21 protein-coding genes are annotated in these 21,056 nt (G+C 64.8%); 6 read left to right on the top strand and 15 right to left on the bottom strand.

Annotated elements, in window-relative coordinates:
* Window positions 1-2 precede the first annotated feature (2 nt).
* The 8 genes from ACE3OK_RS10930 to ACE3OK_RS10895 all read right to left on the bottom strand — a co-directional run bounded on the left by ACE3OK_RS10930 (window position 3) and on the right by ACE3OK_RS10895 (window position 6,142).
* Window positions 3-722, bottom strand: a complete 720-nt coding sequence (locus tag ACE3OK_RS10930; protein ID WP_374249618.1) for a flagellar basal body L-ring protein FlgH — start codon at window positions 720-722, stop codon at window positions 3-5.
* Between the two features lie 8 nt (window positions 723-730).
* Window positions 731-1,516, bottom strand: a complete 786-nt coding sequence (gene flgG, locus ACE3OK_RS10925) for a flagellar basal-body rod protein FlgG (RefSeq protein WP_374249572.1) — start codon at window positions 1,514-1,516, stop codon at window positions 731-733.
* 37 nt (window positions 1,517-1,553) lie between these two features.
* Complete coding sequence (locus ACE3OK_RS10920) at window positions 1,554-2,303, bottom strand: flagellar basal body rod protein FlgF (RefSeq protein ID WP_374249571.1); 750 nt, start codon at window positions 2,301-2,303, stop codon at window positions 1,554-1,556.
* Between the two features lie 45 nt (window positions 2,304-2,348).
* A complete protein-coding gene (flgE, locus tag ACE3OK_RS10915; protein ID WP_374249570.1) occupies window positions 2,349-3,566 on the bottom strand; it encodes a flagellar hook protein FlgE in 1,218 nt (405 codons plus the stop codon).
* 33 nt (window positions 3,567-3,599) lie between these two features.
* Window positions 3,600-4,274, bottom strand: a complete 675-nt coding sequence (locus ACE3OK_RS10910) for a flagellar hook assembly protein FlgD (RefSeq protein WP_374249569.1) — start codon at window positions 4,272-4,274, stop codon at window positions 3,600-3,602.
* Window positions 4,275-4,276: 2 nt separating this feature from the next.
* The gene (gene flgC, locus ACE3OK_RS10905; RefSeq protein WP_374249568.1) at window positions 4,277-4,684 is read right to left on the bottom strand and encodes a flagellar basal body rod protein FlgC; all 408 of its coding nucleotides are present in this window, start codon (window positions 4,682-4,684) and stop codon (window positions 4,277-4,279) included.
* Between the two features lie 14 nt (window positions 4,685-4,698).
* Complete coding sequence (flgB, locus tag ACE3OK_RS10900) at window positions 4,699-5,076, bottom strand: flagellar basal body rod protein FlgB (protein WP_374249617.1); 378 nt, start codon at window positions 5,074-5,076, stop codon at window positions 4,699-4,701.
* Between the two features lie 151 nt (window positions 5,077-5,227).
* Window positions 5,228-6,142, bottom strand: coding sequence for a chemotaxis protein (locus ACE3OK_RS10895; RefSeq protein WP_374249567.1), 915 nt, complete (start codon window positions 6,140-6,142; stop codon window positions 5,228-5,230).
* Window positions 6,143-6,227: 85 nt separating this feature from the next.
* Here ACE3OK_RS10895 and ACE3OK_RS10890 point away from each other — a divergent pair, with 85 nt between their 5' ends.
* From ACE3OK_RS10890 to ACE3OK_RS10875, 4 genes are all read left to right on the top strand, one after another.
* A complete protein-coding gene (locus tag ACE3OK_RS10890; RefSeq protein ID WP_374249566.1) occupies window positions 6,228-6,740 on the top strand; it encodes a flagella basal body P-ring formation protein FlgA in 513 nt (170 codons plus the stop codon).
* Between the two features lie 80 nt (window positions 6,741-6,820).
* Window positions 6,821-7,135 carry a flagellar biosynthesis anti-sigma factor FlgM gene (gene flgM / locus ACE3OK_RS10885; protein ID WP_374249565.1) on the top strand — a complete coding sequence of 105 codons (315 nt, stop codon included), beginning with the start codon at window positions 6,821-6,823 and terminating at the stop codon, window positions 7,133-7,135.
* Complete coding sequence (locus ACE3OK_RS10880) at window positions 7,132-7,470, top strand: flagellar protein FlgN (RefSeq protein WP_374249564.1); 339 nt, start codon at window positions 7,132-7,134, stop codon at window positions 7,468-7,470. The genes flgM and ACE3OK_RS10880 overlap by 4 nt, the downstream gene beginning before the upstream one ends.
* Window positions 7,467-8,699, top strand: coding sequence for an ATP-binding protein (locus ACE3OK_RS10875; protein ID WP_374249563.1), 1,233 nt, complete (start codon window positions 7,467-7,469; stop codon window positions 8,697-8,699). The genes ACE3OK_RS10880 and ACE3OK_RS10875 overlap by 4 nt, the downstream gene beginning before the upstream one ends.
* Here the strand turns inward: ACE3OK_RS10875 and ACE3OK_RS10870 are convergent, their stop codons facing one another.
* Together ACE3OK_RS10870 and ACE3OK_RS10865 are read right to left on the bottom strand one after the other, a co-directional pair.
* On the bottom strand, window positions 8,700-10,463 hold the full coding sequence (locus ACE3OK_RS10870) for an EAL domain-containing protein (protein ID WP_374249562.1): 1,764 nt from the start codon (window positions 10,461-10,463) through the stop codon (window positions 8,700-8,702).
* A complete protein-coding gene (locus ACE3OK_RS10865) occupies window positions 10,460-11,710 on the bottom strand; it encodes an HD-GYP domain-containing protein (RefSeq protein ID WP_374249561.1) in 1,251 nt (416 codons plus the stop codon). The genes ACE3OK_RS10870 and ACE3OK_RS10865 overlap by 4 nt, the downstream gene beginning before the upstream one ends.
* A gap of 715 nt (window positions 11,711-12,425) precedes the next feature.
* Here ACE3OK_RS10865 and ACE3OK_RS10860 point away from each other — a divergent pair.
* On the top strand, window positions 12,426-13,886 hold the full coding sequence (locus tag ACE3OK_RS10860) for a diguanylate cyclase (protein ID WP_374249616.1): 1,461 nt from the start codon (window positions 12,426-12,428) through the stop codon (window positions 13,884-13,886).
* 291 nt (window positions 13,887-14,177) lie between these two features.
* Here the strand turns inward: ACE3OK_RS10860 and ACE3OK_RS10855 are convergent, their stop codons facing one another.
* The 5 genes from ACE3OK_RS10855 to ACE3OK_RS10835 form a co-directional block, all read right to left on the bottom strand.
* Entirely contained in the window at window positions 14,178-15,479 is a 1,302-nt protein-coding gene (locus ACE3OK_RS10855) for a hypothetical protein (protein WP_374249560.1), read from the bottom strand.
* On the bottom strand, window positions 15,476-16,462 hold the full coding sequence (locus ACE3OK_RS10850) for an ATP-binding protein (RefSeq protein ID WP_256647083.1): 987 nt from the start codon (window positions 16,460-16,462) through the stop codon (window positions 15,476-15,478). Before ACE3OK_RS10850 ends, ACE3OK_RS10855 begins: the two co-directional genes overlap by 4 nt.
* A 5-nt stretch (window positions 16,463-16,467) precedes the next feature.
* Window positions 16,468-18,345 carry a hypothetical protein gene (locus tag ACE3OK_RS10845; protein WP_374249559.1) on the bottom strand — a complete coding sequence of 626 codons (1,878 nt, stop codon included), beginning with the start codon at window positions 18,343-18,345 and terminating at the stop codon, window positions 16,468-16,470.
* The gene (locus ACE3OK_RS10840; RefSeq protein ID WP_297833531.1) at window positions 18,332-19,015 is read right to left on the bottom strand and encodes a hypothetical protein; all 684 of its coding nucleotides are present in this window, start codon (window positions 19,013-19,015) and stop codon (window positions 18,332-18,334) included. Before ACE3OK_RS10840 ends, ACE3OK_RS10845 begins: the two co-directional genes overlap by 14 nt.
* A 592-nt stretch (window positions 19,016-19,607) precedes the next feature.
* Entirely contained in the window at window positions 19,608-19,844 is a 237-nt protein-coding gene (locus ACE3OK_RS10835) for a hypothetical protein (RefSeq protein ID WP_374249558.1), read from the bottom strand.
* Window positions 19,845-20,573: 729 nt separating this feature from the next.
* Between ACE3OK_RS10835 and ACE3OK_RS10830 the strand changes: the two genes are divergently transcribed.
* The gene (locus ACE3OK_RS10830; protein ID WP_374249557.1) at window positions 20,574-20,924 is read left to right on the top strand and encodes an antitoxin Xre/MbcA/ParS toxin-binding domain-containing protein; all 351 of its coding nucleotides are present in this window, start codon (window positions 20,574-20,576) and stop codon (window positions 20,922-20,924) included.
* The last annotated feature ends 132 nt before the right edge of the window (window positions 20,925-21,056 follow it).

Below are 21,056 nucleotides of genomic sequence, written 5' to 3'. Positions count from 1 at the left end.
CCTCAGAACGGGAACAGCGCGGAGTTGAAGAAGCGCCCGAGCCAACCCATCGCATTGGAACGCGCCAAGGTGCCGCGGCCACCGTAGACGATGCGGGCATCGGCGACGCGGTCGGAAGTCACCCGGTTGTCGGGACTGATATCGGCACGCCGCACGATGCCTTGAATCTGAACGAGTTCATCGCCCTGGTTCAGGCGCAATTGCTTGTCGCCGCGCACCAGCAGGTTGCCGTTGCCCAGGTCCTGCACCACCCGCACGGTCAGCTGGCCGTCCAGCTTGTTGCTTTGCGCGCTGTTGCCGTTGCCCTGGAAGTCGCGGCCGCCATTCAGTGAAGCCGACAAGTCGTTGACGGCGTGCCCGCCCAACACCGGTGCGGAGATGGTTGCGCCGGTCTTCTTGGTGACCGCTGTCTTGGCTTGGGTGGTGGCGGTGGTGCTTTCCACCAGCGTGATGGTCAGCAGGTCGCCGATATCGCTGGCCTTGTTGTCCTGGAACAGGCGCAAGCCCTTGCCCTCGCGTGCGCCGTAGATCGAGCCGCCGCCATCGCCCGCTTGCGGACCTTGCGCAGCCATCGGCGGGGGCGGCTGGACAGCCGCCTGGGCGACGGGGGCGTCGAACGGACGCACATCGCCTTGCAGGCGGTTGACGCTGGCGCAGGCCGCCAGCGTCGAGGCGGCGGCCAGCCATGCGGCCAGATGGGCGAGGGGAGGGACGATGCGCATGGCGAGGCTCACACGTTGTTGTTCAGGTAGCCCAGCATCTGGTCGGCGGTGGAAATCGCCTTGGCATTGGTTTCGTAGGCGCGCTGGGTCTCGATCATCGACACCAGCTCTTCCACCACGTTGACGTTGGACGATTCCAGCGAGCCCTGGATCAACCGGCCCAGGCCGCCGGTGCCGGGGGCGCCGGTCTGTGCCGGGCCGCTGGCACCGGTTTCGGCGTACAGGTTCTCGCCCAGCGCTTGCAGGCCGGCGGGGTTGACGAAATCGGCCAGGGTCAATGCACCGATCTGCACCGGTTGCGCCTGCCCGGCCAATTGCACGCTCACCGTACCGTCGGCCCCGATGGTCACGCTCTGCGCGCCTTCCGGCAGTTGCAAGCCCGGTTGCACCGGGTAGCCTTCGTTGGTGACGACTTCGCCCTGCGCGTTGATCTGGAAGCTGCCATCGCGGGTGTAGGCGGAACTGCCGTCGGGCATCAGCACTTCGAAGAAACCACGGCCATTGATGGCGGCATCCAGCGCGTTGCCGGTCTGGTTGAGATTGCCTTGCGCGAATTGCTTGGCGGTGGCCGCCACCCGCACGCCGGTGCCGATCTGCAGGCCGGTGGGCAGCTGGGTCTGCTCCGACGTGGCACCGCCCGGTTGGCGCAGGGTCTGGTAGAGCAGATCTTCGAAACTGGCGCGGTCGCGCTTGAATGCCGTGGTGTTGACGTTGGCGAGGTTGTTGGAGATCACCCCCATCTTGGTCTGCTGGGCATCGAGCCCGGTCTTGGCGATCCACAGGGACTGGGTCATGGCGGGGTTCCTCTTTCAGCGGGTGCGCGGCGCACGATCAGGTCAGCGACACGATCGAACTGGTGACGCGCGCGTTCTCGTCGGTACGATGCAAGAGCTGTACCTGCATTTCGAACTGGCGCGAAAGTTCGATCATCGATACCAGTGCGTCGGCGGGATTGACGTTGCTGTCTTCCAGCGTGCCGCTGGCCAGGGCGGCACCGGTGGCTGCCGGTGGCGGCGGGCTGCCCGGCGGCGCGCGCATCAGGCCGTCGTCGCCACGCTGCAATTCGGTGGTCTTGGCTGCCACGATCTGCAAGCGGCCGGCTTCGGACAAGGTGGACGCCGGCTGCCCCTGCGGAATGATGGAAATGGTGCCGTCCTGTCCCACCTCGATGCTCTGGTAGGCGGGAATGGACAGCGGCGCGCCATCCGCGCCCAGCACCGGTTGCCCGCGCATGGTCATCAACATGCCATTGGCATTCACGGTGAGATCGCCGGCACGGGTGTAGGCGGTGGCGCCGGCGGCATCCTGCACCGCCAGCCAGCGCTCCGGCTTCATCGCCACGTCCAGCGGGTTGCCGGTGTTGTGGATGGCGCCGGCGCGGGCATCCACGCCCAGCGTGCGGGCGACGGTGGCCACCCGCGTGGGCAGCCCGGCGCCGGTGACGGGCGCGGCCACGGTGGCATCCAGCGTGGCCTGGAAGCCGGTACTGTCGGCATTGGCCAGGTTGTGCGCCACGGTGGCCTGTTCGCGCAGCATGGCGCTGGCACCGGACATCGCGACATAGAGGGAACGGTCGGTCATGGGGGCCTCCCGCCGCGCCTGCCTGCACAGGCGCGGCCAGGATCATCAGCGGATGTTGATCACCGTCTGCGCGATCTGGTCCTGGGTCTGGATCATCTGCGCGTTGGCCTGGAAGTTGCGCTGGGCAGTGATCATGTTGACCAGCTGCTCGGTGAGGTCGACGTTGGAGGCTTCCAGCCCACCACCCTGCACCATGCCGAAATCCGCAGACCCGGCCTGCCCATGCAGCGGCTGCCCGGAGCTGAAGGTTTCCGCCCACGCGTTGTTGCCCAGCGACTGCAACCCCTGCGGATTGGCGAAGTTGGTCAGCGCCACCTGGCCCAGCGGCTTGGCCACGCCATTGGTGTAGCGCGCCGACACCACGCCTTCCGACGAGATGTCGATGCCGGTGATGCGCCCGGTGGCATAGCCATCCTGGGTCTGGGTCTGGATGCTGAAGGCATTGCCGTACTGGGTGGACAACCCCAGGTCGATGGTGATGTTCAGCGGTGCCGAACCGTTGGTGGGGGTGTAGGCGGGCAGGGTGATCGAACCCGGTGACGGCGAGGTCAGGGCCCCCGAAGTGGAGTACTGCAAGGTCTGCGCTGCCCCCACGGCGGTGCCATCGACATAGGTGTACAACTGCCACTGGTTGGCGGTGGCGGTTTTCACGTAGTACTGCGACTGGGTATGTGCCGCGCCCAGCGAGTCGTAGATCGTCATCGACGTGGTCTGGTTGTAGGTCGTCGGGTCGTTCGGGTCGAACGGCGTCACCGTGGGTGGAGCCGCATCTGCCGGCAGGTTGGTCTGGATGGTGACCTTGGTGGTGGCCGACGGCGGGGCATCCCCGTTCGGGATCCGCAAATCACCCATGCGGCCGGTATCGAAGCCACCCGCCACGTTGGGCGGATACACCTGCAGGCGCTGGCCGGCGGGATTGACCACGTAACCATCCCGGCTGGTGCCGAAATTGCCGGCGCGTGAATACACCGTGTTGCCGTTGTCGGACAGGGTGAAGAAGCCCTGCCCGGAAATCGCCATGTCCAGCGCGCGGCCGGTGAAGTCGATGTTGCCCTGGCTGAACTGCTGGGCCACCGCCTCCAGGCGCACGCCGGCGCCGATCTGGGTTTGCGACAAGCCGTAGGCGCTCACGGCGAACACGTCGGAAAACTCCGCGCGGGAGCTCTTGAAGCCCGATGTGTTCACGTTGGCGATGTTGTGGGCGGTGATGTCGAGGTCGGAACTGGCGGCGTTCATGCCGCTGACGGAGATGCGAAAGCTCATGGTGCGCTCCTTGGGAAAATGGCCCGGCCGCGGTCAGCCGATGCGCCGGATGGAAGAGAGGGGGTAGCCGCCGAGCCCGGCGAGGTTCAGGACCAATCCCTGGGCCCCGATGGAAACACTGTCGATATGGGCCGCCAGCTGCACCGCCAACGCCTCGGTGCTCTGGTCGCTGCCGCTGCTGGCCTTGAAGGTGTACTGGCCGGCCGGCGTCGGGTTGCCGGCGTCGTCCAGGCCATCCCAGGCGAACTTGGTGGCACCCGCCTGGGTGGCGTTGACGGTGATGTGGCGCACCACGGCGCCGCTGGCGTCCAGCACCTGCAACTGCACCGGTCCGCCGCGATTGGCGGTGATTTCGCCGCTGACGCCCGCCCCCGCGCCCAGTTGCACCTTGTCCACTTCAACCAGTGCGTCGTGCCCCACCAGCGCGGCGGCGCGCAGCGACTGGTCGTTTTCCATCACCGTGGCCATCGCGCCCATCGCCTGCTGCATGTTCTCGATGCCCTGCACGGTGGAGAACTGCGCCAGCTGGCCAAGGAACTCCGCCCCCTTCAACGGATTCAGCGGGTCCTGGTTCTTCATCTGCTCGGTCATCAGGCGCAGGAAATCGGCCTGTCCCATGCTGCCGGTGGATTTTTTGGAGGCATCGTCCAGTGCGTATCGGGAATACACGTTGTCGGACGCATTGCCGGTGGAAGCAACCGTACTCATGATCAGCGGCCCATGTTGAGGGTGGCGACGGCCAATTCCTTGGCGCTGTTGAAGACCTCCACGTTGGCCTGGTAGCTGCGCGAGGCGGAAATCATGTCCACCATCTGCGCCACCGGGTCGACGTCGGGGGCATAGACATAGCCCTGTGCATCCGCCAGCGGATGCCCGGGTTCGTAGCGTTTCACCGGTGCGGCGGCGTTGTCGCGCACCTCGGTGACCTGCACGCCGGCCAGCGTGGGGTCGCCCTGGACGGCCTCGGCACGGAACACCGGCTGCTTGGCCCGGTAGGCCCCCTCGGGGGTGCCGGCCACGGTATTGGCGTTGGCCAGGTTGCTGGCCACCGTGTTCAGGCGAACGGCTTGCGCCTGCATCGCCGAGCCCGCCACGTCGAAAATCGGAAGATTGCTCATGGGCGTTCTCCTCGTTACTCGCCGGTGATCGCGGTGAGCATGGTTTTCACCTTCGACTCGATGAACGACATCGACGCCCGGTATTCCAGCGCCGCCTGCGAGAAGGTGGCCTGTTCACGGGCGGTGTCCACGGTATTGCCATCGAGGCTGGGCTGCGCGCTTGGCCGGGCATACCGGGCCAGATTGGCCGAGCCCTGATAGGGGTCGCTGCCGTCGGCACCCGCCGCAGGCGACAGCGCCGCCTGCAAGGCGGTATTGAAATCCATGTCCTGCGCCTGGAACCCGGGGGTGTCGGCGTTGGCCAGATTGGAAGACAGCACTTGCAGCCGCTGTTCCCGCAGGATCAGCGCGGTGCCGTGGATGCCAAGAAAATCGCTCATGCGCCCCTCCAGAGGGGGTAGGTCGCATGGGCTAATGCAAACAATGTGCCAGTGGCCGCAGCGGCGTCTGCCGGCGGGCTTTTCGAGGCGAGCTGCCGGTCAATCGGCGGGCCGGCAAATTCTCATCAAATTACATATATATCGGCATGTTGCATCAGAAAGTTCATGTTGCCAGTGAAACACGTGCGGTGATGCGATCCGCCAATTCCTGCTGCGAATACTTCGGCACGAAATCGTCGGCCCCCACGCGTTCGACCATCGCCTGGTTGAAAACACCCGACAGCGAGGTATGCAGCAACACGTAAAGATCGTTCAACGCGGGGTCCCGTCGGATTTCCGACGTCAGCGTGTAGCCGTCCATCGATGGCATTTCGATGTCCGATATCACCATGGCGTAGCGGGAAGAGGGACGTTGCCCGCCTGCGGCGATCTGCTTGAGGTGCTCCAGTGCCTGCCTGCCGTCGGACAGCTGGGTGCAGGTCAGCCCCAGCATGTCCAGCACCTGGCGGATCTGGTTGCGGGCCACCCGCGAATCGTCCACCACCAGCACCTCGCGCCCGATCGCATTCGCCACCGGGACAATGGACGCGTTGCCGGTCTGCTGCGGCAGCGCTTCGGCCAACACGCTTTCCACGTCCACCAACTGGATCAGCTCGTCGTGGTAGCGGGTGACACCGGTGAGATAGTGCGGGTCGTTGCCCAGTTCCGGGGGCGGCAACACGTCTTCCACCGCGATGTTGACGATGCGGTCCACCGCCGATACCAGGAAGCCCTGCACGGTGCGGTTGAATTCGGTCACCACCAGGTAGTTGGCCGGGCCGTCGGCGGGCTGGCCGATGGCACTGGCCAAGTCCAGCACCGGCACGCTGCGGCCGCGGATGTCGGCGGCCCCCAGGAAGCCGGCGGGAAGCTGCGGCATGGTGAACAGCGCCGGGCGCGGCAGCACTTCCTGCACTTTGAAGACGTTCACGCCAAAAACCTGACGCCCCCCCAGCCGGAACAGCAGCAGGGCCAGCCGGTTGTGGCCGGCCAGGCGGATGCGTTGGTCGATGCGGTCGAGCAGTTGGTTGCGGGCCATGTCGTCATTGTCGGCAGCCACGACGCCGGCTTGAGGGCGGCATGCAATTTGCTTGAAAGACCCCATTCCATTGATTCGCCTGCCCATGCGCCCGCTGACCCTGCTTCCGATCTGCCTGCTGCTGGCCGCCATCCCCGGGCCTGGTCGTGGCCAGGCGTTGCAGGACCTGCAAGCGATTCGCGATGCCGCGCTGACCGCCCTGCAAGCGGAGCCCGGGATGGTGGCCATGCTGGCACCCGGCTTGCGGCTGGCCGCTTGCCGCCAGCCGTTGGCGGCGGCGGCGTATGGAACCGCGACCGCGGAAGTCCGCTGTCCGGACACCCCCGGCTGGCGGCTGTATGTACCGGTCCGCAAGCCCGGCACCCGCAGCGTGCGCCCACCGCCGGACACGGTGGCGGCGGAGGCCCCGACGGTCAGCGTCAAGCGCGGCGATCCCGTCGTGCTGCGGGCCAGCATCGGCGGCACCGAGGTGCGGATGGGCGGCAAGGCCTTGGGCCCGGCCACGTCCGGCGGTATCCTGAACGTGGAAAACGACAGTTCCCACCGGGTCATTCGCGGCCGATTGTCCGCCGACGGCACGGTGGAAGTGGTCAATTGAAGATTTCCGGCAATGCCCCCTAAAGTCCCCCCGCGGCTGGCCGTTACTGCCTTCGAGCCAACCTGATCCGGAGTCCTGACATGACCACGAAAATCGAAGGCGGCCTGCCGGCGAAGCCCGTGGAAGCACCGGTGGTTGCCGATGCCACGCAGGCCCGCGCCAGTGCCGCCACCCGGGATTCCGCGGTTTCCCCCACGCCGCCGGTGGACAGCCTGCGTCTGACGGGCGAAGCCGTGGGCATCAAGACCATGGCCAAAGACATGGCCCAACCGTCCAAGCTGGACATGGCGCGCATCAAGGAAATCCGCAGTGCCATTGATTCCGGCAGCTACCAGATCAACCCGCAGGAAATCGCCAGCCGCCTGCTGGCGCTGGAACGCGAACTACTGAAATGATCGAGACCATGCACCCGCTGGATGCGCTGGAATCGGCCCTGCAGGCCGAGCGGCGCGCGCTGCTGGAGCATGACGTGGATGCGCTGCTACGCTCCACCCAGGCCAAACTGGACGCCCTGACCGCCGCCGAGCGCGTGGCCGGCCCGGACGACATGGCAAGGGTGGAGGAATTGCACGAAATGAATCGCGCCAACGCGGTATTGCTGGCACGCCGCCGCCGGGAAGTGGCGTGGACGCTGCGCCACCTCGGCCGCACCGATTCCGGCGCGGTTTACACCGGCTCCGGCTACAGCGCCGGGGCGCGGGTGCAGTCACGCTGGCTGGGCTGCGGGTGAGCCCCGGTCCGACCGCGCCGGCCCCGCTCTGGAGTGCCGACGCCATCTGGGCTGCCAGCACCGTCCATTTCCCCGTTCTCTTCCTCGACGCGGATCGCAAGGTGCACGGTGCCAATGCCGCCGCGTGTGCGCTGGCTGAAAAGCTGGGGCATTCGGGGGACCCCGCCGCGCTGGTGGCGATGGTGCCGGACTCGGACTGGGCCAATCTGCTGCTGCACGGGCACTGGCGTGGCATCGTGCGGCCGTCGCCGACGGCTGCCATGGCACTGGAAATCCACTGCGGGCGTGCCCCCGACAGCGCACGCTGCTTCATGGTGATGGTGGACATCAGCGAACGCGGCGAGCGTCAGCGGCAATACGAGGAGCTGCAACGCACGGTCGATCGGCTTGCCAGCACCCAGGAACAATTGCTGCAGTCGGAAAAGATGGCCTCCATCGGCCAGCTGGCCGCCGGGGTGGCGCACGAGATCAACAACCCCATCGGCTATGTCGGCTCCAATCTCGGCACATTGCAGGACTACAGCAGTGCACTGCTGGCGCTGGTCGAGAAATACCACGAGGCATTGTTCTCGGACGATCCTGCCGCCCATCGCGAGGACGTGCAGCAGGCCCGCCAGCGGCTGGACGTGGACTACATCATCGGCGACCTGCCCAACCTGCTCAGCGAATCGCGCGAGGGCATCGAGCGCGTCACCAAGATCGTGCAGGACCTCAAGGATTTCTCCCGGGTCGGCCGCGACCAGAAAATGCTGCCCGCCGACTTGCTGCAAGGGCTGGATTCCACCCTCAACATCGTCTGGAACGACCTCAAGTACAAGGTGCGGCTGGAAAAGCACTACACCAGCCTGCCGCAGGTGGAATGCCTGCCGTCCGAAATCAACCAGGTCTTCCTCAACCTGCTGCTCAATGCCGGACAGGCGATCGAGCAGCGCGGCACGATTGTCCTGGCCAGCGGCTGCGACGAGCAGGACGTGTGGATCAGCATCACCGACAGCGGCTGCGGCATCCCGCCGGAGTCGATGCAGTACCTGTTCGACCCGTTCTTCACCACCAAGCCGATCGGGCGCGGTACCGGGCTGGGCCTGGCGATTTCCTACGGCATCGTGGCCAAGCACCACGGCCGCATCGACGTCACCAGCCGAGTGGGGCAGGGCAGTACCTTCCGCGTGGTGTTGCCCATCCGGCAGCCCGGCAAAGAGGCGGACACGGGCGCGGACGGGGCCGGCTGATCACGCCTCCGCCGCAACGGCGCCACGGCGCTGTTCGGCCAGCCGGAACGCGGCGCGGATGTGTCCGCGCAATTCGGCGTCGTCCCACGGCTTGATCAGGAACCGGTAGGCGGCCCCCTGGTTGATGGCCTCGCTGATCGTGCTCACGTCGGTATAGCCGGACAGCGCCAGGCGCACGGTATCCGGGTACATGTCGCGCACGCGGCCGAGGAACTCGGTGCCGTTCATGTCCGGCATGCGCTGGTCCGACAACACCACCTGCACGTCGTTGCGGGCCAGCAGGTCGAACGCTTCGCTGACGCTGCTGGCGGCCAGCAGGCGGTAACCGTCGCGCCGCAACAGGCGTACCAGCGAGCGCAGCACGTTCTCCTCGTCGTCCAGCAGCAACAGGGTGCGCGCGGGCTGCTGCTGGGCGCTCTCCTGGAACACCTGCGTCAACAGGTAACGACGCCGCAGCAGCTCGTCGATGTCGGAGCCGGGCAGGGGCGGGCTGAACAGGTAGCCCTGGAAGAAATCGCAATGACTGCGCCGCAGGAACGCCAGTTCGGCATCCGTTTCCACGCCCTTGGCCACCACGGTCATGCCCAGGCGATGGCCCATGGCGATGATCCCGCGCACCAGCGCCGCGCTGCGCGGGTTGCTGGTGATGTTGCGCAGGAAGCTGCGGTCGATCTTGATGCGGTCCAACGGGTGCTGTGCCAGCGCGGCCAGGCTCAGGCCGCGCATGCCGAAGTCGGCCAGGGTCAGGGTGGCCCCCAGTGCGTGCAGGCCGGCGAGGTTTTCGCCGACATGCGGGGCGTCCAGCGACAGCACGGTTTCGGAAATCTCGAACTCCAGCGTGCCGCCGGGAACGTCATTGCGATGCAGCATCTCGCCCACCAGGTCGAGGCACTCCATGCGCGTCAGCAACGCACCCTCCAGCGGCACCGATGCGGTGAGGTAGTCGATGCCCATGTCGCGCCAGCGATGCACCTGCTGCATCGCGGTTTCGATGGTCCACAACCCCACCGGCCCGGCCAGCCCGGCGCGCTCCACCGCCGGCAGGATGCGGTTGGCGCGCAATACGCCCTCCTGCGTGTTGTGCCAGCGCAACAGCGAACTGCACGCCACGATGCTGCCATCCTGCGCACTGACCACCGGCTGGTAATAGAGGCGGAATTCGCTCTGCGCGATCGCATCGACGAAACGGTGGCCCAGGTTCTCGCGCGCGGCCTCGGCGGCTGCGTCCGCCACCGGTTCCGGTGCGTGCACCGCCTGCCCCCCGGGGCCGCTGCGCTTGGCACGGCGCATCGCCTGCTCGGCGGCCACCAGCAATCCGGACGCATCGTGGGCATGTTCCGGATACAGCGCGATGCCGATCGACAGGGTGACATCCAGCACGAAGGGCGGCACCTGCACCGGGGCATCGAAGGCCTCGCGCAAGTGCTCCGCCAGCGATTCGCCGTCCGGCTCGCCCTCGCGGTAGGCCACTGCGGCGACGAATTCCTCGCTGCCGAATCGCCACAGCCAGGCATCGTTCGGCACGGCCTGCAACAACCGCCGCGCCACCACCCGCAAGGCCTGCTCGACGATGCTTTCGCCCAGCGTGGCATTGATCGCACCGATGCCATCGACATCGACGTGGAGCAGGGCCAGTCTGCGGTGCGCGCCATCCACGGATGCCAACACCGAACTCAGGCTGGGCCCGCTGGCCCCCAAACGGAAGATTTCGGTGCCTGACGGCTGCTCGCCGCCGGTCCTGTCATCGTGCGAGGAAGGGCTCAAAGCCAGAGCACCTCGAGGTTGGACAGGTCCCACGCCTCGGGGTCTTCCGGCCCGATGATGCTGTCATTGCAGCCGGGAGCCGCCAGATCGATGGTCTGCACGAGGATTTTTTCCTTCGTGCGCAGCGAGTAGAACACCCGCACCTTCGGCTTGAGCAGGGATTCCTCGCCCGGTTCCGCGACCACGGCAAGCCGCTGTGACGACAGTCGAACCAACGCACCCACCGGGTAGATGCCGACGGACTTCACGAACGCATTGAAGACCTGTTTGTCGAAATGTCCGTCCCAGCGCGCCATCTCGCGCATCGCCATGGCGGGGTCCCAGGCCGCCTTGTAGGCGCGGATGGAGGTCACCGCGTCGTACACGTCGCAGATCGCCCCCATTCTGGCCAGCAAGGTGATTTCGAAATCCTTCAAGCCGTGCGGGTAGCCGTACCCGTTCATTTTTTCATGGTGGTGCAGGGCGATATCGACCACCCCGGCCTCGGCGCCGCCGTCCTGCAAGGCCTGCGCCCCGGCGGCCGGGTGCGACTTCATGATGGTGAATTCGGCGTCGGTGAGCTTGCCCGGCTTGTTCAGCACATCCAGCGGTATGAACGCCTTGCCGAGATCGTGCATCAGCCCCCCCACGCCGGCCAAGTGCGTGTGGTACTCGTCCAGGCCCATTTGCTTGGCCAGCGCCAGCATCAATGCCGAAACCGCCACCGAATGCAGGTAGCTGTAATCGTCGTGCGTCTTCAGCCTGGCCACGCTGATCAGCGCCGTGGGGTTGCGCCACACCGACGACGCAATCTCTTCCACCAGCGGCAGCACATCGCTCTGCCTGACGGAATTGCCCAGCCGCAATTCCTCGAACATCGACTGGACCTGCGCTTTCCCCGTCAGGCAAATGGAGCGCGCCCGCTCAAGCTCCGCCGCCAGCGGCACCGGGCCGGTCACGATGCGGCGCGACTCGCGCGGCGCATCGGCCGCCGCCCGCAACTGGGGGCTCTCGGCCAGCGTATCGACGAAGGGCTCGCGGGCATCCTCGTCCGTGCCCACCAACTCCGGCATCTCCAGCGGGTCGCCGCGCGATTCGTCGATCCAGACTTCATCGATGCCGGCCTCGATGATCCGTCGCACGTCCTCGGGGTCCGTCAGCAGGAATTTGTTGCGCAGGAAAGGGTGCTTGAGCCACGACCCCCCGATTTTGTGCAGGAACATCCCCGTGCGCAGACTGGAGGCGGGAATCGAACGGATGGCAGTCATTGCATCCCCTGATCATGAATTCAACGTCCTGCCACGAGTCTAGTGCCTGCGCGGCGGCTTTGGCAGCAGCTGGGCAGCGCACTCTCGAATGCCCAAAATAACTGATTGATTTTACAGGCTCGCGGTGTGCCCCTGCACACATGTTTCTGCGCTGGCCACCGCACTCTTGCGGGTGCCCTTTTCCCGGCTATGCAGAGTGGTGGGTCCAGCGATCTGACCCCACCACTGTTTCGGGTGCGCCTGTCCGGGCCACGCAGTCCCGTGTGGCCCTATTTCTGCCGCCGCCCCCTCGACCTCTGGCGGCGCTGGTTGGCATGGTCCTCAGCCTCGAGCAGCGCCGCCTCGCCGCGACTCGCGCAGGACAGGGGCACCCAAGCCACGCGGATGCGGGCGAGCCGGCCGTTCGTTCGGCCCACGAGGGCCCAAGGCTGGCGCAAGCGCGGGGCGAGACGCCGTCGGGCATAAAGTTCTGGCACGTGGACCGCGAGCGTTGACCGCAGTCCCTCGGCGTACCCCCGGGCCAGAACTTGGCCGCACCCTCGCATGAGCAGGTCAAACTCCTGATGGGTACCGGATCCACGCAACGCGCGGACGACTGCATAACATCCGGGGCAACTTCGCCGCCGGCATCGCTGAAGTCCTGCAGGCTGGCGAACTCGCGCGCCGAGCCGGTGACGAAGCCGGCCGTGTGATGACCCAATCTCAGCTGGTGGCCATGACCACCGCTTTGTCCGATTACGGTCGGGCGAAGTCGATCATGCGTCGCGCGTATGAGGACGCGCGCGAAATGGGCTTCAAGTACGCAATGGCGTCACTGCGCATCAACGAGGCAGTCGCACAGGCCGCGAGCGGCGAGACAGGCTTGGAGCAGATGGCGCTCGAGGACGCGCTGCGCCTCTCGCGGGGTGAGGCAGGCATGGAGGAGTTCGAGGCGGTCAGTTTGGCCAACCTCGCCGACTATTGGCTCCAGCAAAAGAACTTCCGCCGGGCACTCGGTTACGCGGAAGAGGCCGAGCGCCTCGCCCGCAGCACCGGCGACTCGCGCAGCGAAGCGTATGCGATGACGAACGCCGGCGTTGCCCAAGCCCACTTGGGTGACGTCGATGGCGGTCTGCGCCGGCTCGATGGGGCACTCGAGAAGGTCAAGCAGCTCGAGGCGCGCAACGACATTGTCGTCATCACCGGCGAGCTGGTGGGCGTCTACAAGTTCGCCGGCCGCTACCGGGAAGCACTCGAGGCGTTGGAACGCGTGGCGACGCTCCAGCGCGAGCTGACTAGCCAGGAACGCGACAAGAGCCTGCTGGAGATGCAGGAGCGCTACGACGCGCAGCGTCGGCAACGCGATATCGAGCGGCTCGCGGCGGCAAACCGCATCAAGCAAGCCGAAATTGCGGCCAAGCAGGCTGAGCTTGCAGTCCGTACATGGCAACAGCGCCTGTGGGCCGCACTCGCGCTGGTCCTTGCCTTGGCCGCCGTGCCTGCCGTGCAGTGGATCCGGCGTCTCGGCACGGCGAACCGCCGCCTGCATGGCGACATCGCCGAGCTATCCGAGCAGTCTTTGCATGACCCACTTACCGGCGTCGCGAATCGCCGCCAGTTCCAGCTACTGACGTCGCCCCATACGGGTCGGAACGGAGAGGCGCTGCCGGTCGGCGTGGTGATGCTGGATGTCGACTTTTTCAAGCGCGTCAACGACACCTACGGCCATGCCGCGGGCGATGCACTCCTCGTCGAGCTTGCTCGGCGCCTGACGGCGTTGGTCCGTGCGCACGACACTGTGGTGCGCTGGGGCGGCGAGGAGTTCGCGGTGCTCTTGCCGGGCGCGAACGCGGAAGGCGTGGTGGCGTTCGCATCGCGAGTGCTGCACGCGATTGGTACGGTGCCGTTCGACCTCGGTGGGCAGCGGCACAGCGCGACGGTCTCCGTCGGGGCCGCGGTGTATCCGCTTCTGCCCGGCGGAAGCTGGGATGATGCGATGCACGTCGCCGACCTGGCGCTGTACCTGTCCAAGTCGGGTGGCCGCAACCGTGCGACTTGCGTCGTGGGCGTATCGCCCGACGCAGACGCCGCCCGCATCACCACGGATCTGGGCAGTGCCCATGAGCGCGGCGACGTAAGCCTGACGACGGTGGATGGTCCGTCGAACAGCACCGAGAGCAATCCAGTCCTAGCTTGAGCGCCCGCGCACGTGGATCGGCTTGTGATCGGCGGCCGACGGGATGCATGGGCTGCGCCCGGTTCAAGCGACTGTCTGCCGCACAGAAGGGTGCAAATTCTAACTAACTGAAAACCCTAGGAAGGTAGCTCCCATCAAGGTCAAGTATGTGCGCCTCCCGGCGCATAAATCCATGCCGCATGCGCCTCGGCCCCAGAAATCTCTGCCTCAGGAACGGCACCCGGCAGGAAAGTATGCAGCACCCTCGCTGATCAGGGGATTGTTCCTACCCGGGCGCCGGCCCCTGGCCGCTTAGAAGGTTCCGCGCTGGCGCGTCCAGCCAATTCGAGCGGACGGCAGCTCGCCCTCCGGGAGGTCCAACAATACCCAAGGCAGGCGCCGAACCGGCCGGTTATGTTGAGCGTCATACAGCGCCGGGACATGGCGCCCGAGGGCTACCCGCAACCCGTCGGCGTAGCCCCGCGTCAAGATCCGGCGTACCAGCGCATCCACCAAGCGAAGCCCGTGGGTGTTGTCCCAGATACGCTGCCTGAGACCGGGCTGGACGAAGGTGCGACGCCCCGCGGAGTTCGCCACGATCGCCGCGAGCAGGCCTGCGCACCTCAGCACGGATCGATCCAGGACCTCTGTGGACAAGTACATCTCGCGGCTGCCCGGGAAGGCGGGCAGTTGGCCGAAAGCCCGCCGCATGTCGCTGGCTGGCCCTACCAACGTGGGCAGGTGCTCGCGAGGCACCATTGCGAGTAGCTGTGAGCCGATGCGCTGAAAAGCGACAAACCACTCTAACGGCAGGGCGGCCAAGCTCGGCTGAGCGCTTTCCAGTCCACTTTTAGGTCCCACTCGACCCGAGGTGAACCGCACGCTGTGATCCAGCCCAACCCGTTCCGACAACAAGGCCCCGGTCTTCGGAGCGCCATTGCCGAACCAGTGCAAGGCGGTCCACGCTCGATCGTCGAACTCTTCAGGAGCGATCAGCCAGGTGCGGCCACGACTCGATGCCGCGCGTCGCAGATAGTCTTCGATCGCAGTGTGTTTGTGTCCCCGCACCGATGCCTCGCCCTCGACGCTGGCCACGTAGTGGACCAAATCGTGTCCGCAACGACACCGGCCCACCGGCAGGTCGCGCTGAATATCCACCGCCAAGGGTCTCTCGCACTTGAGACAGGTATCGATCAACGCCACGCCGTGCCACGGGCAGCAAACCACGCCGGGCATCTGGAATAGCAGGCAATGGTAGCAAGAGCGAGCACAGACAGGGCACACCCGCAGCCGCCACGACATCTGCTCGAAGGGCATCGGTCCCCCGAATGGCCACCACTCTTCCGGCCGCCAATAGCTCTTCTCGATGAACTCCGATTCTGGAAAGCTGAAACGCAACGCGGCCTGCTGGGGGATGCCGCGCGTCAGCCGGGCGAAGGCATCATCGCCGGCGCGCAGGCTTAAGTGAAGGAAGCTGCGTAGGTCGCGTCGGTGCAGATGATTGAGTCGGGTGGCGCGCCAGAACACGCCGAAGCTGGAAGTGCCTTCGTAGTTTTCCCAATGCTCCCCGACTAAGCGCGGGTCAAGCATCGGCAGGACCGTCGCGGTGTTCATCGGCACCCCTGCGGCTGGTAGGTGTGGCGCGACTTCTCCAGTTCAACCAGGCCGGCGGCCCTCAGCGCAGCGATGAGCTGCTCGTCATCGAAGGACTCGAAGCTCGGTGTGCAGGGAATGGTTGCCGTCAGGAGGTACACGACCGTGGCTTCGAAGCTCTTCATGGGCCAAGTCCACTCGGTCGGCAGCCTCGCTTCGGCGCGCAGGTGGCTAGCGCAATCCCACAAACGCTGCGCGTAATTGGCCAGACGAAAGCCATTGGCGAACGCATCCGGGGCGAAGTGCTGCGTATAGCTGATACCGGTGCCCGGCGGCCACTCGGTCCCTTCGTCGTAGCGTGTGAGAGCGTAGGCAACCTCATCCACACCGACCAGACCAGTGAATTCGTGCTTGCGCACTAGGAAGCGGCCAGTTACGTGCGGCGGATGATCGTTGCTGGGCAGCACTTCATTGCTGAACCCGGTGATGTCTCGCTGGTGGAAGAGTACTACGAAGAAGTAATAGCCAGCCCGCGTCATGCGGTTGTCGAGCGTGACCAGGTGCTCGTAGTCGGCCGGCAGCAGGCGCTGGGCTTCGTCCAGAAACAGGATGATCAAATGAGTTCTTGAGTTCTGAGCCACTTCGATGAGGCGCCCCATCAGCTGCGTGCAAAGTTCGTCCGGGTTGGCTCGCGAGGGAACACGCACGCCCAGCAGTGTCAGCAGGCTCCGGAAGAAGCTGCTGTCTGTGCGCTTGTGCGTGTCGGGAGCATCCACGCGCAACATCGCTGCCGGGCGCTGTGCGAGCCAGAAGGGATGATCGATGAGGTAAGTGATCGATTCGGTCTTGCCGAAGCGAGCAAAGCCAAACACACCCAAGCCCCGATAGCCCATGTCGATAGCTGCGTTGATCGCATCAGCGACGCGTTCGATCGAGTGGGTGGCGATCAGTGGACGAAACAGCTGCAGTAACGGGTGCAACAGGAAGTCGATAATCGCATTCATGGGCATCAGTCCTTGTGCAGAGCGAAAGAGGCTTTGCCCGCGCGCGGTTGCACGACGGGCGGCGGGTCGGCAGGTCCAGCGTTCCCGTTGGCGTTGACCGCGACGCCGTGCTGGATCTGCAGACGGGCGAATTGGTCGGCGACCGTACGGGCCTTGAGCGCCTCTTCGTGGGCGAAGGCGTGGTACGCCTTGACCGCGTCGCTGGCACCGGCAATCTCGATCAGACCGCGGTGGCGCGCGTTATTGATTAACTGGCGCAGATGCAAGTCATGGGGACTTTGCTGCCATGGGGGCAATGCTGCCAGCCTTGACCAAGGCGTGTGGTCCGTCGGGTCGAGCAAGACCAAGTGCCGCAGGTCCTCGATGCTCACCTCGGCTGGGAAGGATTCGCCAATTCGACCCCACTGTCCATTTAGCCGCTGGCTGCGATAGATCGCATCCTTGTATTGGACGAAGGGTTGGCGACGTGCAGCTTCATCGCCGCGGATGCGGACGTTGAGACGAATCGTCGCCACACGAAGAGCATCGCGCGCCGCTTCAGTCGCCTGCCAGGTCCAGCCAGAAGCTAGGTGCGTGTGCAGAACCGTCTTTGGCAAGCGATTGTGCAGGCCGCTGTGCGGGGTTACGTTGTGACCGGATGCGATCACGTCCATCAAGTCCAACATGCCTTCCCAATGCAGCGGATGATCTTCCGAACGCAGGTACGAGGTGGGGACCTTCTTTTCGTTGGCTCGCGATTGCGGGTGGAAGCCGCCAGCGATACCTCGCAGCGCGCCTTGCTCCAAGCGGCGGAAGAAGGCTTCAATGATCGGCCGGCCCTCAGGAACGTGTGCGCGACCGAAGTTGAACACCCCCCGGAAGTGATCCACCAGATTGTCGACGGGCAACTTCGCCAGGTGCGACATCGCGTTGTCACCTGCTGACACGATCGGACGGCCACAGCAGTCGTGCTCGTCGAAAGGCAAGCCGAGCACTGCCCCTTCGGCGTAGTGCATGTTCGGGACGATGAGCTCTCTTGGCGACCATGGTTTGAGCGCGTTACTAAACAGCCGCAAGACATGGAACTGGTTGTATTCGCCTAGTACCAGCAGGTGAGAGAGCAGGTAGCGACTGGCGGCACACACCAGTGCGAGCAAAGTGACCTTGGTGATGCGTCGCTGCACAAGCTGGCCGTCGGGATGCGGAATGTCGAGCACCCAGTCGACGTCCTGCTTGTGCGCATCGAACTCGCACCGGTCCAAGGGTGCGAGGGTGAACAGCTGATTGAAACGCTTGGTCGTCGGCGGCGTCGCGTCAACTTCAGCGCCGCCGGCCTCGCGACGCTGCTTGCGCACGCGCTTGTGATAGTTGTGCAGCGCGCGGCGTCCTTCGTCGGGTTCACACAGTGGATACGTGCCCTTGTCCAACAGCGTGCGGGCCTTCGCCTTGAAGCTGCCGAAGTGCCGATCGAAGGCGCGCGTCTTCGCCTTGCCGGATGGCAACGGCCCGTTGTAGGCCAACACGAGATCCTTCAAGTCCGAATAGGCGTCGAGCAGGCGCGAGAACGAGTAGGCCACGCCCTTGGTCGGCGGCGCCACCGGAACCGCCTCGTCGGACAGCGGCTTGGACAAACGATGCCGGAACGGAATACAAGCTCGAAAGCCCAACGGTTTCTTGTCGGTATGCAGCTGCGGCGCTTTTTCCGCATCGTTCGCGACGGTGCGCGGATCGACGCCATAGCGGGCCGCGGCCGCCCGGAATGACATGCCGCCGGCCACCGCCTGCAATGCATTGCAACGTGACAAGTAGGACGCCTGATATTCCTCTTTGATACCGTCCACCGGAGGCCGCGGCCACGTGCGTAAGTCAACACCGACGATCGCGGTAAGATCATGCTTGGCCATGGGCGCTTCTCCGTTCGAGCACGCTAAAGCGCGTCAGATGCGCCGAATCGACCAGTGCCAGTTGGCCGGTGCACACAAGGTCAACGGTGATCGCGCGCACATCCGCGGCATGGAAGCCCCGCAGCGCGCTCTCAATCTGGTCGAAGCTCGCCCGCGTGAGCGTGTCGAATTGCGCCATCACCTGAGTGCGCAAGGCCTCGCGGTTGGGCAAGGTCAGGGCGGTTTGCGCGTACGGCAGGAGGCGATACCAGGTCCCCAGCGAAGCGGCGTCCTTCTGGAGGTCTTCCTCGTAGCAGAACTCCAACGACAGCTGCGCGAGCTGCGCCGCTTCCATCAGCGCGCGCGCACGCCGGTACTCACGCCGGGGAGAGCGCGGGCTCAAGGTGTCGTCGATCGCCACGACCAACCAGAAGCGCTCGCGGCCCCGCGGCTCGCGGGTCCAGAAGTCCAGTTCCACCGGATCGCCCTGCACATCCAGGGTGCGCGGTCGTTCGACGTAGGCCAAGGTGAGCGGATTGAACTCGAAGCGTAGTGCTACGGCCATGCGCACGCACTCGATGAGCTCCACGCGACGACCCAGCTTCGGGGAGTTGAACACATACAAGTCGCCGCGGCGGCGTTCCGACTTGGTCAGCACGCGCGGCTCAAAGGGCAGCGGGTTACTCGGCATGAGCCACCCCCTGTGGCACCGACACGGGACATACCGTGTACGCGGCGACTTTGTGATTGCATTCCAGTGAGCGCGCGACCGCGATAGAGGTGATGCCATCTACCTCAACGTGACGTGCTTCTTTGAGCGAAAGGAAGCCATGAACGTCGCAGCCTTCGAACTCGCGTCGTTCGAATTGGCATTCCACGATCGGCCGTGGTCCAGGCCTGTGCAGCGAAGTGGTGATGTCAGTGGGTAGCGGCAACACCAAGGGCGCGAGAGTCGCCCTTGAAAGGTAGGAAACGAGGGACATGATGGCTCCTGAATCTCCAAACACACCTGCTGGTGTGCAACGCCGTGAGGCAAGGCAAGACAGGGAGCGTATTCAAGGGAAGAATTACCTTGAAAAAGGACGCACCTGCCCAGCCATCCACCTCGGACGGCTTGACTTCATGGGAGAAATGCGGGAGCCTACTTACGCATCAAGTGCTCCACCGCCGCTCGCTCCGACGAGAGGCAAATGCCCCCGCGCTAACGGGGGCATTTTCATTTCCGTAGTTCGGAGTGCTTATCTCAGCTGGTCATGCAATGACTCTCCGTGAAGAGGGCGCGGTTATCCTTCGACGCTGGACTGCTGGGAGGTCATCCAGGCTGCGATATCTACCGTATTCGCGAATAGGCCGCGTCGATGCGGCAGCGCGAACATTTTTATCGGCAGTTGGCCACGAGAACGTGCTTTGGCTAGCGCCGCGGTGCTCCGGTAACCCAGCACCTGAGCGGTCTGAGCTGCAGACAACACCGCACCAAAAGCGCGGAGGTAATCTGTTTTCAACGCATCTTGCTGCGCCACGATACCGCTCCCAAGTCATGCCTTGTCTTCGACTCTACCCCTCACGTCAACGTCTTGCAAGTTATTGATTTAAAAGCTTTTATTGGGTTGGTTCAAACCAATTAAAAAGTTCGAATGTATTTTTCGGCTCAGGTTAAAGTGGGCCTAGCTGGCATCCAAATAATTGACCTTAGGTCAATTATTTTGCCGCGCGAGCACGGGGCCTGCCCATCAGTAAGCATCTGTGGCAGGGGGCACTGACCGTGCCATAAGCGATTAGCCCAAGTTATCGGGTGTAATCAGTGTGGGGTCGTCACGGCGTTATGATGTTGCCGCGCTCGGACGCGCAGTAGGCGATCAGTAAAGACGTACACCTATGCGCCGGGACCGGTGGAGCTACCGCTACTTCCCTCGGTTTGTATTACAAAATGTATTACAAAGATGTCCAGCTGGGAGCTGTGGCGACACGTGAGGGGCGTACGTTAGGCACCGTCAGAGGCTGCAGGCCTGCTTCTATGCGGGGGGGGTCACCGGCGCGTTGGGGCTTGCCTCCCAGAGCCGAAGAGGTACCGCTGATTCCCTCGGCTTTGTATTACAAATTGTATTACAAGGTTACGGTTTTCAGGCCTTGATGATCGGCTATCCTCCGGCTTCGATGATTATCGAAGCCGGGAGCAACAACGTCTATGCCGATATCGATTCGGGCATAGGTTCGCTGGCACCATTGGACAGAAGTCGGAACGCAACGCAATGACTGACTACATCATTCTTTCCCTGCTGCTGGCGGTTGCGTTGGGGGGCGGGCTGTACTTGAAACGCGAGGCCATCCACGAGCGCGACCGCTTACGCGCTTCACGCGCGGCCGACGAAGCTACCCGGTTTCAGGCGGTGGCCGAATCGGCGGCGGCCGGCCAGCTGGTGGCTACACGCGCCGTCGCTGTCTTCGAGGATGCGAACGCGGCTTGGCGATGGTTGGCTGCTTCCAGTCCGGTGTTAGGCGCCCGTCCGCTGGACTTGCTGGGCACCACGGCCGGCGTCGCGGCAGTTCTGGACGAACTGCATAGGATCGAGGTAGGAGACCTCGCACGAGCGCCCTCGTAGTTTTCGGCCGCTGTCGGCCTCCTGTCCCTGTCCGCGGTAGCCGTCGCGGCGGAACCGCAAGCGCATGGAAGCCATGCGGGTCACGCGGCGCCGACTGCAGAAATCACCCCGGCCCAAAAGGAGTTTCGTGCG

Source organism: Thermomonas sp. (assembly GCF_041905325.1).
Lineage (GTDB): Bacteria > Pseudomonadota > Gammaproteobacteria > Xanthomonadales > Xanthomonadaceae > Thermomonas.
Note: the sequence above shows the minus strand (reverse complement) of the source record. Positions and strands in the feature narration are given on the sequence as shown.